The sequence below is a fragment of the Microcystis sp. LE19-41.2A genome, assembly GCF_027530405.1.
GTDB classification, from domain to species: domain Bacteria; phylum Cyanobacteriota; class Cyanobacteriia; order Cyanobacteriales; family Microcystaceae; genus Microcystis; species Microcystis aeruginosa.
Map to the genome: position 1 here is coordinate 1 of NZ_JAPZQJ010000492.1, position 15,718 is coordinate 15,718.

Annotated in this window: 9 protein-coding genes and 1 pseudogene; 3 read left to right on the top strand and 7 right to left on the bottom strand. The window is 39.9% G+C overall.

Annotated features, from left to right (window positions below):
* Window positions 1–188: 188 nt before the first annotated feature.
* The 4 genes from O9290_RS20695 to O9290_RS20710 all read right to left on the bottom strand — a co-directional run bounded on the left by O9290_RS20695 (window position 189) and on the right by O9290_RS20710 (window position 5,799).
* Entirely contained in the window at window positions 189–1,091 is a 903-nt protein-coding gene (locus O9290_RS20695) for a sulfotransferase family protein (protein WP_288057976.1), read from the bottom strand.
* Window positions 1,092–1,222: 131 nt separating this feature from the next.
* Window positions 1,223–2,062, bottom strand: a complete 840-nt coding sequence (locus O9290_RS20700; protein ID WP_288057973.1) for a sulfotransferase domain-containing protein — start codon at window positions 2,060–2,062, stop codon at window positions 1,223–1,225.
* A 97-nt stretch (window positions 2,063–2,159) separates the two neighbouring features.
* Window positions 2,160–3,467: a hypothetical protein gene (locus O9290_RS20705; protein ID WP_288057967.1), complete on the bottom strand. Its 1,308-nt coding sequence runs from the start codon at window positions 3,465–3,467 to the stop codon at window positions 2,160–2,162.
* 67 nt (window positions 3,468–3,534) lie between these two features.
* Window positions 3,535–5,799, bottom strand: coding sequence for an oligosaccharide flippase family protein (locus O9290_RS20710; protein ID WP_288057964.1), 2,265 nt, complete (start codon window positions 5,797–5,799; stop codon window positions 3,535–3,537).
* 884 nt (window positions 5,800–6,683) lie between these two features.
* Here O9290_RS20710 and O9290_RS20715 point away from each other — a divergent pair.
* On the top strand, window positions 6,684–8,996 hold the full coding sequence (locus tag O9290_RS20715; RefSeq protein WP_288057961.1) for a GumC family protein: 2,313 nt from the start codon (window positions 6,684–6,686) through the stop codon (window positions 8,994–8,996).
* Between the two features lie 177 nt (window positions 8,997–9,173).
* Window positions 9,174–10,631, top strand: a complete 1,458-nt coding sequence (locus O9290_RS20720; RefSeq protein WP_288057957.1) for a DASH family cryptochrome — start codon at window positions 9,174–9,176, stop codon at window positions 10,629–10,631.
* Between the two features lie 309 nt (window positions 10,632–10,940).
* Here the strand turns inward: O9290_RS20720 and O9290_RS20725 are convergent, their stop codons facing one another.
* Window positions 10,941–11,732 carry an MOSC domain-containing protein gene (locus O9290_RS20725; protein WP_002758984.1) on the bottom strand — a complete coding sequence of 264 codons (792 nt, stop codon included), beginning with the start codon at window positions 11,730–11,732 and terminating at the stop codon, window positions 10,941–10,943.
* A complete protein-coding gene (locus O9290_RS20730) occupies window positions 11,719–12,996 on the bottom strand; it encodes a glycosyltransferase (RefSeq protein WP_002796704.1) in 1,278 nt (425 codons plus the stop codon). Before O9290_RS20730 ends, O9290_RS20725 begins: the two co-directional genes overlap by 14 nt.
* 165 nt (window positions 12,997–13,161) lie before the next feature.
* Here O9290_RS20730 and O9290_RS20735 point away from each other — a divergent pair, with 165 nt between their 5' ends.
* Entirely contained in the window at window positions 13,162–14,331 is a 1,170-nt protein-coding gene (locus tag O9290_RS20735; RefSeq protein WP_288057714.1) for a glycosyltransferase family protein, read from the top strand.
* A gap of 86 nt (window positions 14,332–14,417) precedes the next feature.
* On the opposite strand, the pseudogene O9290_RS20740 reads toward O9290_RS20735, so the two are convergent.
* A pseudogene (locus O9290_RS20740) lies at window positions 14,418–15,497 on the bottom strand (AtzE family amidohydrolase); the annotation flags it as partial.
* Window positions 15,498–15,718 lie beyond the last annotated feature (221 nt).

Sequence of the window (15,718 nt, forward strand, 5' to 3'; positions counted from 1 at the left end):
TCTTGTTCTTTGTGTGGTCATTTTAACTTACTATAGAAGCGATCAATCTTTGTGTCCTCTGTGCCTCTGTGGTTCCTTCCACTCCCTCGCCAGCAGGACTGTATCTTAGAATACATTTTACCCACCAAACCTAAGAGAGCCGGCACGTTATCTGCTACTCTGGAGTTAGAGTCCGTAGAGCAACTTAACTATTGTAACCATGAGCTTAGATCTCGCTGAATCAAGTTCTGAAGTTTCAAGATATCCTCCCTATAAATTTCGATTAATTGCTTCCTTATTTCTAGCGAAAACTCAGGCTTAACCAAATTAGCGTTCTTTAAATTCATCGCCAGCTTTCTTCGTAAACCTTGTGGCATAATTGCTTTCACAGAAGTTTTTAGAAAATTTTGCTTAGATAATAACTCATGTAAAAACTTATTTTTAGGGATACCAGTAACATTATATTTAGTTGATGTATCGGGAATAAAATTGTCATCAACTTCCAAAAATTGGAAAATATCCTTGATTAAATCATAACGATTACTTCTTAAATCTTCGTAGAGATAAACTTTGATTTTACTAGAGTCAAATTTTTCAAAATATCGCTGTAATTGAGTATAATAAAATCCTCCGTCTACATAAAAGTATCCCCACCACCATTTGTTAAGAATTCTGTTATCTTCTTCCCGAAGGGCGGCAATAAAATCTAAGCAGTTTTCAAAGCCCTCTCGAGCATGATGCAAGAATTGCGAATACGCTCTTTCCACTGGATCTCGCAGTATTGCTATTAGTTTTACATCAGGGCAATAATACTTAATTCTTGCAGCCGCCTTAGCATGGTATAGATAACTAGGTGAGGCTTCACCTATGGCGATTTCATTCGTAACTCCCTGAAATTGTTCCATATAACTTTCAAAGCTAGTCTTAAAACCATCCAAATAACCTTCACTAATTGAACCTTTAGGATAGCTAATTTTTTCGCCCTCGAAAGCAAAAAAGTTAGTCTCCTTAATTGGTGTCATATAAATTTGTGGATGTTGGTTGAGCCAATCATAAAGGGAAGTCGTCCCCGCCTTGGCTGCTCCGATAATTAAAAAATTTGGCAATGCCATACTTTTACTTCCTCATACTTAAATGGTAATTCCCTAGAAACATCAATGATTGCGCTAACGTAAATTTATGCTTCAAACTCTTGCAGGCTAACAAATAATTATCTGGCTGCAGAATCAGAAAAATTTACATACTACAAGTCATAACCAAGTATTCGAGCAATATCTGTCGCTGAATTCGCAATAAACTCTATATCCAGATCAGATAATTCCTGTCCACCACTAGCAACTCCCTTTCGCACAAAGGGTATTTTCGCATTTATAATATTGGTAGACCTATGCTTTTTCTCTGAATCTTTCATTTTTTCTTTAGAACTTAAAGCAATAGCTTCATCTATCAATTTCTCATTGATTTTAATTCCAAAACAATCCATCACGGAAGATAATTGCAAGTGTGTGTCTTTTAAAAAATCCTCATATCTAAATATCTTAATGATCTGCCCACCCCCACCTCCATAGTTGTTGTAATACCATGATTTTGTATGTTCTGTCCATCTGTTAATTCCATATTTTGTATGTCTAATAAATTCTGAAATCTCTAACTTATCATCTATTTGTTTTCTATCTTTTAGGTAGTAATAATAGGAAATCATTACATCTCTAGGATCTCGGACAAGTAAAATGACTCTGTAGTAGTAAGGGTTATAGGCAGAGTGACTTTTAATAATTCTAGGTATATCTGTCCTGCCAAAAGGACCTCCTAGACGAAGATTGCCATCTCCTATTATTGAAGGTATGATATCTAAAATATTAAAGAAGTTAACATCTTGCTCAACATTATAATGGACTTTGAGAGCATTTGCTATCAGAAATCTCAACCAAGTGTTTCCCGATTTGGGATAGGATACTAAGAATACATCTTCCACTACATGATTTTTAGGTAGTGAGCGATTGTAGTACATTTTTTGGTATAAATTTCTCGGCAAATTTAAAACTTTTTGTCCTCTCAAGAAAAACCCACTAATATTGTTCATATAATTGCTATTTATTTTCATACATTAAATGTGTTGGTCTAGCCATTTATAATTTTATCATGAATAAGTAAATTATCTTGTCATCGTTGTGAGATTTTTATAAGGTAAGACCATATTTTTTTATCTGCAAGTAAGCGCCTATTCCAAACCCCAATCCAATATAAAATTGGGGGTAAGCGTGTCCAGTTGTCAAAAAAACAACGGTCCAAGCAAATAAGCCCGGCAGTACAGATAGCAGTGCCGTTCTCTTTTTTGGATCAAAACTCATTGGTTTTAATGCAGCTTTAATAAATAAGTAGGGAAAATATACGAAAAGAAAATACGATACAAGGCTGAATAATATCAAACCACCTTGAAGTAAAAAATTAAAGATGCCAATGTGAAAGTGATTGGTCATTTCATTCCTTACAGGAGTCCAGTAATTAGCCCCAATACCCCTACCAACTAGAAATTCTATATCTTGAAGACTTTGTATCCCAGAAATAACTTCTTCGATTCGCAACTCTGATGATCTATCTCCAGACTGTATCTGATAAAACCTCTCATATAATAATGTATCTTCAAATATTTCTGCTATGTTGAAATCGTTGAAAAAGATAAAAATAACTAATATCAGCAGTGCTATTAATAACATTTTAAAATTCCTTGAATTCAAAATAGAAGAACTATTATTCAACACTCCATTAGATGCTTTGTAGGATAAAATCATCAATGATAAAACAACTAAAACCAATATAGATAGTAAAATAGTTCTCTTAGCGTTTAAGAATCCCAATAGGTAAGCACGGCAAAAAATTGCTCCCCAAATTGGTATTGCCCAGATGAAGCTTATTCTACTTAAAATAGCCAGAGCAATACTGCTGGGAATTTCCAGTAGTGATGAATAGCGTGCATCTAGAAAGGTAACTACTCTTTCTTCAATTCCCGCAACATTTAATCTTCTTGCAATTATGGTTTGTGTGGTAGAATGAAACAGTACAAAAGTAGGCAATATTATAAAGGCAAGTAGTTGTAATTTAGGATAATAGGACTTAACAATTAGACGAAAAATAGCCAACCCTATGAACAAGCCAGAGAAAGCTTGAATATCTGATCTAATAAATTCAAATTCGTTATGAAAAATATACCAACCCATGAAAGTATATAGCAAGAGAGATAAAAAATAAAAAACACCTATTTTCCCCAACAAAATTTTGCGAAATTCTGAGTCTAATACAAAGGCAAATACTACACTAAAAGCAAGAGTTAATAAAGAAATACCTTGAAATACACTTATTTTTTTTTCTACGTCGATGCCTGCATTTAAATAATCGTTTATTAATATTAGAAACAAAGTTACATAGAAACTAAGCGTTGACAATAGCTGAGTAATAAATTGATTTTTTTTTGCTATAACTAAACTCATTTTAGCAGTCCTAATAATTGCGAATACAAAAACAACAAAAATGTTAAGTTTTGTATGGATAATCTAATCAAATTGCTGTAGACTTAATTCCCAACTTTTGGCGTACCCAGATAGCACTGATAATATTACCTACAATCATCGAGATTGCGGTGGCAGTAGCTGCACCATTTACTCCCCACTTCGGTATTAGTAGCCAATTAAGACAGACATTTAACAAAGCGGCAAATGCCACAGTTGCTGCACTAAATTTAGCATGGCGGGTCATATTGAGCAATAGACCCACGGAACCAGTCAGAGCGTTAACCAGATAGCCAATACTCAAAATTATCAAAGCTGTTTGTCCCTGTATAAACTCAGCACCAAAAAGCTGTAAAATCGAGTATCTCAATGCAATCAACCCCAAAGTCATGACTAGAGCAAACAAGCTGATTAAACGAGTGCTATGAGTAACCAGATTTTGCAATTGTTCCCGTTTCCCCTCTGCATAAAGTGTGGCAAAAGTTGGCGAAAGGACATTATTCAAGATTCCCAGGGCAAAAACAATCAGAGAAGTGACTCGACTGACTACTGCGTAAACTCCCACCGCACCCGCACCCTTGAAGGCACCGAGCATCAATATATCGATACGAGAGTTAATCACCGCTAGTCCTCCTAGCAAAATAAACGGTAAGCCGTCCTTCAGCCAAGTCAGAATTTTGTATTCAGGTTTAGCCTGTTTAACCTCTTGGGGAAGCACTCTGGCTAATAGTACCACACCAACGACAAAGGTAATTGCCAAAGATACCACCTTTAAGCCCACCACCCAAACGGCGATATTTCCCTGATTACCAAGCAACCAGTAGCTAGAAATCGTCAGGATAATAAAAACTAAGGGAGCTAGTAGATTTTCTGGCATTTGCCCTAAAACCACCCTGTGTAAACCCGTCATCGTCGCTAGTCTCAAGCTAGTTAAAGAGACAATTGGTAAGGAAATCATCGCTAAACACAGAGATGGTAATAAGTCCGGCTCCCTGACTTGTCCCCAGTTCAGGATAATAGCAATAGCAACTAATGCCATTAGGCTAGAAACTATGAAAACAATTGCATTTGCCCATTGTAATAGACCACGCATTAATCCCCAAGCTGACTGACTGCTATAGATAGCCACTTCTCTGACTAATAAGTTATTAAAGCCTAGAGTCGCAGGAATGCCCAGCAAAGCCGGCCAAGTCATTGCATAAGTATAAACCCCAAAGCCATTTTTACCGAGCCAGCGAGCTAGAATAATACTGGTCAGAAAACTAAGGGTTATGAAAGCAACTCTTAAACCAAGAGAACCCGTCGCATCTCGAATTAAACGTTCTTTCAGTTTTAAGGGAGTTTTCTTCATCTTTTTCTTTGCTCCAGAGATGCTACTATAGCGGTGTGCAGTCGTATGAGGTACAGTGTCACGAGCTATAAACCATGCTAGGCAAAGCTTGGTTTGTATCTCACTCAAGCGCTTACCGCTATAAGTCCATCGTGAATAAACTTTTCTGATTTCTTCCTCCTTATAAAAATGATTAAAGTATTTAGAACTGCACATCTCCTCTACATAAGATAGTGGTAATTTGAGATTTTGCTTAAATTCTTTATACATATCTCGATAATTTTTATCTTCTCCCACGTTCGTCCTTACTAACTTAAATTCTTTTAAACCCAGAAATTCGGCGATTGCTTTTTCCTTTACACTGTCAGAGGTTTCTAGTTTGAGGATCAATAAATCCACATTATCTTTGTTAATTATTAAATATCCCTGCTCTTTCGGAAAAGGATATTCATAAACACCTATCCCGAAAAATGGCTTGAAGTGATTATCGAACCAGTCTAGGGGAATCGAATGAGGTAAAAAATTGATAAATATATCCCTTAGCTCTTGGGGAGTAAACTTGGATTGTTCATACTTTTTCCCTGTTTCTCCTTCAAAGTTCTGAAAAAAAGCTGCAACATTTCTACCTATTGGTTCCCTAGTTAAAGAAATAATTTTTACCTGTTTTTTTGGAACGATTATCTTGTTATATAAAAACTCACCACGTCTGACTTGCTTTTCTCTGCCCAGTTTTAAGTTTAAATTTTCGTAAACCTTAGGATTGTAAAAGCTTCTATTATCAGCATTTTTGAGTAAAAAATGAACACGAAACAATGGCAAAATTGCTTTTTTTTCTAAGGATTTCATCACCGAGCTAGAACCAACTTTGCCCATTTGATAGATTATAATAGGTGTTTGATTCGTTGCATAAAGTTTGAGTCGTAACTCTATATCTTTTAGAATAATCTTCAGCAGATAAGTCAGCTTATCAAGCAATTTAGACATATTTTTTGATGCTCGTATTCTAATTTTTTTACTCTACACCTGCGATACAGATGCTGAGTTCTCAATGAGGATAATCTATTTCAGCATCAATGTCAACCCAGGGTGGTAATTTTGGTAATTCTCAAGATAGTTGCTCAATTATCTCACTTACATTGAGGACACTAAGCAAACAAACGGATTTTACTGATTTTAAAGCTGTTTTTAGCCATTAATAAACTATTTTTTCGGCTTTATCCGTTAATTCTCTCTCCTTGTCCCAATTTTCCCCCTTTGCCCCGAAAAAACTCTTGGTCAACTAACCGCCTAAGCTAAACGGCTTTTACTTCGGATCACCGATATAGACTCCAAAAGGGTTATAGCTATTGGATCATGCAGGTTAAGCGCCGTTTAGCTTAATTATCTATTCCTGAGTGTAGAATGGCTACCTATGGATGTTCTGATTGGTCGGGGGGATTATCAGCAAGCTTGACCATAAGACGAGGCGGGACAAAAATTAGCAGTTCTGGAAAAACTAGAGTTATCATCGTAGCACGGTGTTATGATTGAGCGGTGATTGATCTAGCCAGATTGCTACCGCAAAATCTTTTAAACCGCATCCACAGGGAAAACCGTAGTTTGGTTTTGTCGGCTATGATCTTTGCATAGCAATACTTTTAAGGGTTAATGACCTGCCAGTGAAATTCCAGTTCTCTAGCTGATTGCGGTTTATATCCTTAAAAGTGTCCCGAAGTCAATCTCAGCTTTAGATGTCATATTCCTTACTCTATAAGGGTTTGAGGCTATTTTAAATAGATACCATGTTTGGACAAATTCCCAAATTATTCTCAAGCTATACTGGCATACTAGATGCGGTTTAATAGAGTTATCCCTTGACTATTTGATTAATGATGAACAACCAACAAAACGGGGCTTTGAAAACCCAAAGCCAAGGAAATCTACCAGTTTTTGCCCAACCAGCTTTTATCCCCTCCCTGACGCAGGAAGAAGAGGAACTCAACCTGCGTCAAGTCCTTTCTGTCGTCAAGCATCGCAGGTGGATAATCGCTGGCATCACCCTAGTAGTAACAACTGCGATCGCTGCTTGGACTTTCTTAAAAACCCCTATCTATCAAGGTAGATTCCTGCTGCTCATCGGTCAACCGATTGAGGAAAATAAAAATTCTCTCAAACTGGCAGCCCAAGATATCCTGCCTCAGTTGGGTGGAGAGAACATCGATTATGAAACCCAAATCGCTGTCCTGAAAAGTCCTCAACTCCTTAACCCCATCCTTAGTAAAATAACTCCTCAATATCCCGACTTTACCTACAGTGATTTAATTAGTAAAACTGGCAAATCTGATCTCAAAATTAGTCAATTAGAAGATACGAAAGTTTTAGAGATCGTTTACGAAAATGCAGAACCAGAAAAAATTAAGCTGGTTTTAGATAATTTAGCCCGTCATTACCTAAACTATAGTTCCCAGGAACGCAAGACCGAAATTAATCAAGGCTTGGATTTTGTTAACGCTCAATTGCCCGTGCTGCAGGAACGAGTTAATTCTCTACAAAAACAAATGCAGCAATTCCGGCAGCAATACAATTTCCTGGATCCCGACAAGGAAGCCACTCGTTTATCGCAACAGTTAACCAGCATCGAGCAGGAGTACAGAGTCGCCCAAGTTGCCCTTAACGAAATTAACTCTCGCTATCAAGCTTTACAGCAACAGGTGGGATTGGCCCCTAATCAAGCAATTATCGCCACTTATCTCAGTGAATCTCCCGGTTATCAAGATTTGCTCAAGCAGTTGCAAGAAGTGGAAGTGGAATTGGCGAAACAATCGGCAGTTTTTGCCAAGGATAGCCCGATAATCGCCACCCTAGAGGAAAAACGGGCTAATTTACTGCCCCTACTGCAAAACGAAGCCCAGAGAACCCTAGGGGAAAAACTGCCCCAGACAGTGGGTAATTCCCCGGCTTTGGTATCACGAAGCGCTTTGCGGGTAGAATTAACCCAGCAATTGGTAGAAGCCGCTAACAGTCGCCAAACCCTAGAAATTAAGGTAAAATCCCTTGCCCAAGCCCTCGAACAGCAGAAAGCCTCGGTCAAAAATCTGGCGGTTTTAGCCCGTCGTTATACGGATTTGCAGCGAGAATTGGAAATTGCCACCACCAGTCTCGGCCGTTTTCTGGAGGAACAACAAAAACTCCAACTCAAGGTGGCACAACAAGTGGTGCCTTGGCAACTGATTGCCCCTCCAGAAGTAGAGGAAGAATTCGTTTCTCCTAAACCCGTGCGAAATCTCGCTTTAGGGGTTATTGGTGGCCTGTTACTAGGCCTAGGGGCAGCCTTTTTAGCTGAAAGATTAGATCCCGTTCATCATAGTGCAGATGAACTACAAGAAGATACCAAACTGCCCCTTTTAGGCGCAATTCCCTGGCAAAAAGACCTCGATAAGATCGAAAAAGTGATCACCGCCGCCCTACCCCAGTTAACAGTCGCTGGTCAACAACTTACTATCCCTAATACCACTGCGAAATCAGCCAACGAAAACCCCTACTACTATAATTTCTCCCCCTTCTCGGAGGCTTTCCACAGTCTTAACACCAATATTCGCCTCCTCGGTTCCGATTCCCCCCTCAAGTCCCTCGTGATTAGTTCTGTCTCACCAGGAGATGGTAAAACTACTACGGCAATAAATATCGCTAAGGCTGCCGCTCGTATGGGACAAAAAGTCTTACTGGTGGATGCCGACCTGCGACGACCCCAGATTCACCTGCGACTTAATCTCGATAACGGCCACGGCCTTAGTAATGTCCTCGCCGAGGGTCTCGATTGGAACGAGGCGATTCAATCCCTACCCCGCCACGAGAATTTATCGATTCTTACCGCCGGTTCAATTCCCCCAGATCCAACCCGCTTGCTTTCTTCCCAGAGAATGCAGGAGATGATCTCGCAATTACAGCAAGACCACGCCTTCGATCTAATTATCTACGATCTACCACCGATCGCCGCTTTTGCCGATGCGAAAATTCTCGCCGCCATGGCCACTGGCCTAATTCTCGTCACCAAACTGGGCAAAACCGATCGCTTTGTGCTGAAAAATCTGCTCGAAGACCTGAGATTATCCCACATTTCCGTGTTAGGCTTAGTGGCTAATAATGTTAGTCGGAAAGACCACAATTATCGTTACTATGGCCATTACTACGGCAAAAGATAATTAAATTAAAGATAGATCCCCCCTGCCCCCCTTAATAAGGGAGGTGCCGATCCCCCCTGCCCCCCTTATTAAGGGGGGATTAAGGGGGGATCCCCCCTTATCAAGGGGGGATCAGAGGCAAAATCTATCTTCTATTTAATTATAACCACTTACTTATCAACTTTTAATTGATGTTAAATGCGGGTTTTAATTTGGTATCGCAATGATCTGCGGGTTCACGATCACGAGGCAATTTATCAAGCTGTTCAAGAACAATTCGAGATAATTCCCTTCTATTGTTTTGATGAGCGTCAATTTGGTTTTACTTCCTACGGGTTTCCAAAAACTGGCAAGTTCCGGGCTAAATTTTTATTAGAAAGCGTAGCAGATTTGCGACAATCTCTGGAAAGTTTAGGCGGTAATTTAATTATCCGACGGGGAAAACCAGAAGACATTATCCCACAATTAGTTCAAGAATTGCAGATAGCCAAGGTTTATTATCATCAAGAGGTAACAGCAGAGGAATTAGCGGTAGAAAAAGCGGTAAATAAGGCTTTATCCGGGGTTCCTGTGCAGATAAAAACTTTTTGGACAGCCACTTTATACCATCCTGATGACTTACCTTTTACCCTTAATCAATTACCAGAATTATTTACTAATTTTCGTAAACAAGTAGAACGTCATTGGCAAATAAGAGCAACTTATCCCACGCCGAAAAAGTTGACAAAATTGCCTAAAATAGAGTTGGGAAACCTTCCCAGTTTAAACGATTTAGGCTTAACAGAATCAATTCTAGACCGGGGAGGTGTTTTGTCGTTTCAAGGGGGTGAAATGGCAGGAAAATCAAGGGTTAAAGAATATATTTGGGATAGTGATTCCTTAAAAACCTATAAGGAAACCCGCAATGAAATGTTAGGGACTAATTATTCCTCAAAATTCTCAGCTTGGTTAAGTTTTGGCTGTCTTTCCCCCCGTTATATCTATGAGGAAGTACAAAAATATGAGCAAACGAGAGTAAAAAATGACTCTACCTATTGGCTGATTTTTGAATTATTATGGCGAGATTTTTTCCGATTTATTTGCAGTAAACACGGGAATAAAATCTTCTATAAATCTGGTTTGCAAGAACTTAATTTACCTTGGTTAGAAGATTGGGAAAGATTTAATCTTTGGTGTGAGGGAAAAACCGGTTATCCCCTTGTAGATGCTAATATGAGAGAATTAGCCGCTACAGGATTTATGTCGAATCGTGGCCGGCAAAATGTCGCTAGTTTTCTGAGCAAAAATCTCGGTATTGATTGGTGTATGGGAGCAGAATGGTTCGAGTCGTTATTAATTGATTACGATGTCTGTAGTAATTGGGGTAATTGGAATTACACTGCTGGTGTCGGCAATGACGCGCGAGGATTTCGTTATTTTAATATCCCTAAACAGTCGAGAGATTATGATCCCAAAGGTGATTATTTACGTCACTGGTTGCCCGAATTAGCCCTAATAAAAGGCGATAAAATTCACGAACCTTATAAATTATCTCCAGAGGAACAAAAGCGTTATGGTGTGATTTTAGGGGTTAATTATCCTCGTCCCATTGTCGATTTTTTTCGATCGATCAAACACAACGAAAAAATTTATCTTCAGCATTTCAGTGAACAGTAATCAGTAATCAGTGGACTTCTACATAATATTATCTCAAGACTAAAATTTTGTCTAGACAAGCAACTTACCCAAATAAAAATGATTTTAATGTCCCCAGATTTTTTCTGTTAAATTGAATGAACAACGATAGATATATATTTGGATTATCGAACTATTTATTAGTACAAATAATCAAATCAAGCTCTGATTGGGTTATAATTTTTGCAGATGTCTAATCAACTGAAAACTCACATCTGATAACTGATAACTGATAACTGATAACTGATAACCCCATTTCCCTATCCCCTATCCCCCTATATCTCTAGATCTCTAGATTACGGTAATAGGATCGCCGACTTTAATTGTACCTATCTTTTCAGGGATGACATTTTCTCCGAACATGATGCCCCCGGGGAAACTGCGAAAAGTGCTTAAGGTTTTTAAAGGTTCTTGCTGGGGATTTCTCCTACCTGTTTCTTGATCGGTGGTGGTGATAATACAGCGACTACAGGGTTTAACTAGGGCATAATTTATCTCTCCAATTGTGATCTTTTGCCAACTACTTTCGCTAAAAGCTCGATCGCTACTAATAACAATATTAGGCCGAAAACGATTCATCGGCACCGGTGCAACTAAACGCCGATTTAAGTCCTCTAAAGAAGCAGTATTAGTTAATAAAATTGGATAACCATCGGCAAAGCTGACGGGAGTATGATCATTCCCCGCATAGCGAGGATTCGCGGGACGTGGATAATCGGGAGATTGTCGCACTAAACGACAGGGAATGTCGAGAATTTTCTCAAACCATTCGGCGATTTCATCTCCTTGATCCATGGCTATGGTGTGAGATTCCCAGATTTGAACCGCTCTTTTTTCTCCTGTGAAATTAGGCTGGAAAGTCAGGGAATCTTGAGATGTTTTCAGAGAAAAATTATCTCCTGTAATCGTGACAGAAACGGTGGCTAATTGCGGATATTCCCTTTGAGTGATAAATTTACCCTTGCCATCCACTAACATCATTTCTCGATCCCAGAGTAACCCTTTAGGAGTCACTTCAGCTTGGGATAATTGAATACCTCGACAGGATTTAATCGGGTAGATATAGAGATCAGTAACCTGCATTTTCTTTCAGTAGTTCTACATATTTTTTTGCCACATCTTCCCAAGTCCAGAGATTAATTTTATTGGGGATATCTTCGGGTAACAAGCGAGGAATTGGATTGAGGATAAATTGTTCTAAACAGTTGGCTAAACTGTCCGCATCTCCCCTAGGATAGAATTGCACTCTTTCGGGACAATTATATAATTCTACCTGTTCTTGAAACACTTCTAAATCGGAAGCGATAACGGGAATACCTTGTAAAATGGCTTCCGCTATTGCCAATCCAAAACCTTCGTATTTTGAGGGAAATACCACAGAGGAACAGGTTTGATAATAAAATTGCAAGGTTTCATAGTCTTGATAACCTAATCCCTTGATATGACTCTCGAAAATTTCTTGATTTTCCCGATAAAGTCGGGTACATTCCTTGAGATAATCTTGGTATTCTTGGGTTTTAGACTGTTGAGATAATTGCAAATTTCCACTAACTAGATTATCGGTTTCTTTACCAATAAAAACTATTTGAAATTTTAAACCTTTTTTAGCTAGTGTCATGGCTGCTTTGAGCAAAGTCAGATGATCTTTGTAGATACCAAAGGAGGAGGGAAAATAAAAATTAACTAGCTCACTTTTGACTAAATCACTCTTGGGATTAGACTGCTCGACAAATCCTGCTAAAGGTACAGCTTTTAATTTACTAGCATAGGTAGCATTGGGAAAAACTTTTAAAACATCGTCTTTAGTTTTTTGGGAAATTGTGAAGAGTAGATCGGCATTATCTAACCATTCTTTTAAGACTTCATTGTAGGGTTCTTGATAGGATTCTGAGTAAGTTAAGGGAGCAAATTGCCAAAAGACATCATAAATAATGCCACTTAAAGTAACCTTGACATTAGGAGGAGAAATCCGATTAGTCATTCCATACAAACAGTGATCAGCTTGGTAACGCTTGATAATCTGATTAATTCTTGCTTCGATGCGTAAAAGTTCAATTCTACGAGAGAAAAGACGATGAATAGAAGTCAGTCTTAGGGTTTTATAAAAATTCGCTAGAAGACCATAAAAATAGATTAATTTTGTCTCAAAACTCTGGGGGTAAAAAGCAAAATCTTCGTAGATAAGTTTATCGGAATCAGGCATTAAAGACTTAAAATATTCAATGTCATTACGAGGGATAACGATAATAATTTGTTCGACGTATTCTAATAAGCTAGGTATTAAAGAGATAATGACTCTTTCTACTCCTCCTTTGCGATAAAACACGATCGGGATGACAATTTTCATAGATTTTCTGGCAGATAGATGGCAATAAAAAGATTGATTTTTGACTTGAACCCATTATATGATAGGCTCGAATTGTTCTACTGAGTCGAGAAATCGAGTTAAATTCGAGAAACTAAGACTCTATCACCCATCGCCCCTATTTTTCCTCGATCTTGGAGAAAAAGAGTGTCACAAGCTACTCCATCCCTACAATCTAATCTCAAACAATGGCTACGGGCCAGCGCACCTTCCCTATTTCAAATTAAACAGCGTTTGAGCGCCCGTCGTTGGCCGAAAAAATCGATCGTTATTTACACAGAAAAATATCGTCCCATGCGTCCGGCGGAAATTTGGCAACGGGGGGCCAGTGGTACCCAGGCATCGGTGGCTTTTTTAGCCCAAGAATGGACGAAACGCGGCTATAAAGTGACGATTTTTGGCAATTGTGAGGGTATGGAAGGGGAACAGGACGGTATTCGCTATGTTAATTATTACCAGATGAATTGGCAGGATCACTTTGAGACATTGGTGATCTCTCGTCATCCCACCTATTGCCGTCCTGGTACCAAGGCAGAACGAATTTTTTTTGATTGGCAAGATATTAAAGTGCCAGCAGACTCCTATACCCCCGAAATTTTGGCTAGATACGACAAAATTTTCTGTAAAAGCCAATATCAAAGGGATTTACTGGATTTCTGTGCCGATAATCAATGTCCGATTGTTCCTAATGGTATCGATACTTCCCTTTTGGCTGTAAGTGAGACGGTGCCAGAAAGCGAGCATCTTCCCTATCGTCTAGTCTATGCCTCTCGTTATTATCGCGGCCTAGAGTCGATGTTAAAGCATGGCTGGCCGATTATCAAGGCGGCAATTCCCGCAGCCGAGTTACATCTCTACTATGGTTTTACTAAACGGGATGGCAGTGGCGATCGCAGGGAATGGCGGGATAATTTAATGGCTTTGATTAAAGCTAGTCCGGGGGTAGTTGATCGCGGAATGATGGGTTATCGTCAACTAATCGAGGAAAAAGAGCGCTCTGCTATTCATTACTACGGTTGCACCTATCGTGAGATCGATTGTATTTCTGTGCGCGAGTCGGCAGTGGTGGGTTGTCTGCCAGTGGTGACGGATTTTGCTGTTTTTCGAGAAAAAGACTACTGTGTGAAAGTACCGGGGGAAGTAACCGCTCCGGCTACTCAGGAAGCTATAGCCTGGAAAATTGTCGAATTACTGAAAAATCCCCAGCTTTTGTCCCAAGAGCGCGAAAGATGTCGTCAAATTGCCCTAACTGACACTTGGGAGCGATCGGCCGCCGCTTGGTTAGATGTGATTGAAAAGGAGTCTCCCAGTCAGTAGATTGTTTACTCAGACTGGAAAAATGACCTTTTCGCTTAATAAGTGCCTAAATTAGGGATTTTAAGGGGAAGTACGCCCTTGAAATCTCACTTATGCGGGATATCTATGAGCATTTCCTCTAAAACCTTTGCTACCCTTAGGATTAAGTCTTCGCGATCGGGTGCGGCGATGATTTGTAAACCTAACGGTAGCCGGGATGGGCGTTTAATCGGCAACGAAAGGGCAGGTAAACCGATAAAAGAAAAAGGTTGGGTGAATCTGCCTAAATTAGGTCTAATTAATAGCTCTTGCCCGTCAATAATCATTTTTTCTACTCCTAACGGCGGCGCAATACAGGGAATCGTCGGGGTGAGGATAATATCGACTTCGGTGAAAATCTCTCGCAGACGATCGCGATACCAACGGCGAAAACGTTGAGCCTGTAAATACCAGCTAGAGGGAATTAATGCCCCTGCCAAGAAGCGATCCCGGGTTGCGGGGTCAAAATCCTCTAATCTGGTCTGTAAACGCGGTAAATGCCAATTTGCGCCCTCGGAAGCGGTAATTATATAGGCGGCTGCCCTGGCGCGGGCGGTTTCGGGAATGGCGATTTTTTGGCTCACTCCTAAACGTTCGGCGATCGCTGTCACCGCCTCGAATACTTCTGGTTCGGCTCCCTGCTGAAAATAATCGTCGGCAAGGGCTATTTTTACGCCCTCTAAGCCATTTAAAGAAGCTTTAAGGTTATTTTTGGCAAAAAGACTCCAAATAGCCGCCATATCCGCCACATTGCCGCTAAAAAATCCCGGATGGTCTAAACTACTAACGAACAAAAATAGGCCCTGACGGGATACGCGCCCAAAGGTGGGTTTTAGCCCCACCACGCCACAGCAAGCGGCGGGAACCCTCACGGAACCATTAGTGTCGGAACCGAGGGCGAGAGGCACTAAATTAGCGGCAACGGCAGCGGCGGAACCGCCGGAGGATCCCCCCGAGACGCGACTAGGATCGCGGGGGTTGGCAGTGGCACCATAATGGGCATTTTCGGTGACAAAACCGTAGGCGTACTCATCCATATTGGTCGCCCCCACCAAAACTGCCCCGGCCGCTTCTAGGGTTTGAATAGCGATCGCATCTTGTCCAGCGGCAGGGTGATCTCGATTGATTTTGGAACCGGCAAGGGTTAACCACAGAAACCAAAAACCTACCTAAAGCTTTTTAAAGCTACTCATTTCTGTAGCTAGACAGCTAAAATAAGTAACTTTGTCCACCGATAGATTTTAAGAACGTTATCAGGTATAATCAAGATATGAAGCTAGTTGAACGTCATATTATCAGTCAAAACCATCCCTTATGGTCAGAAATCGACCATTATGCCTTCTTGTCAAAAAATTTGTTCAATCTAGCT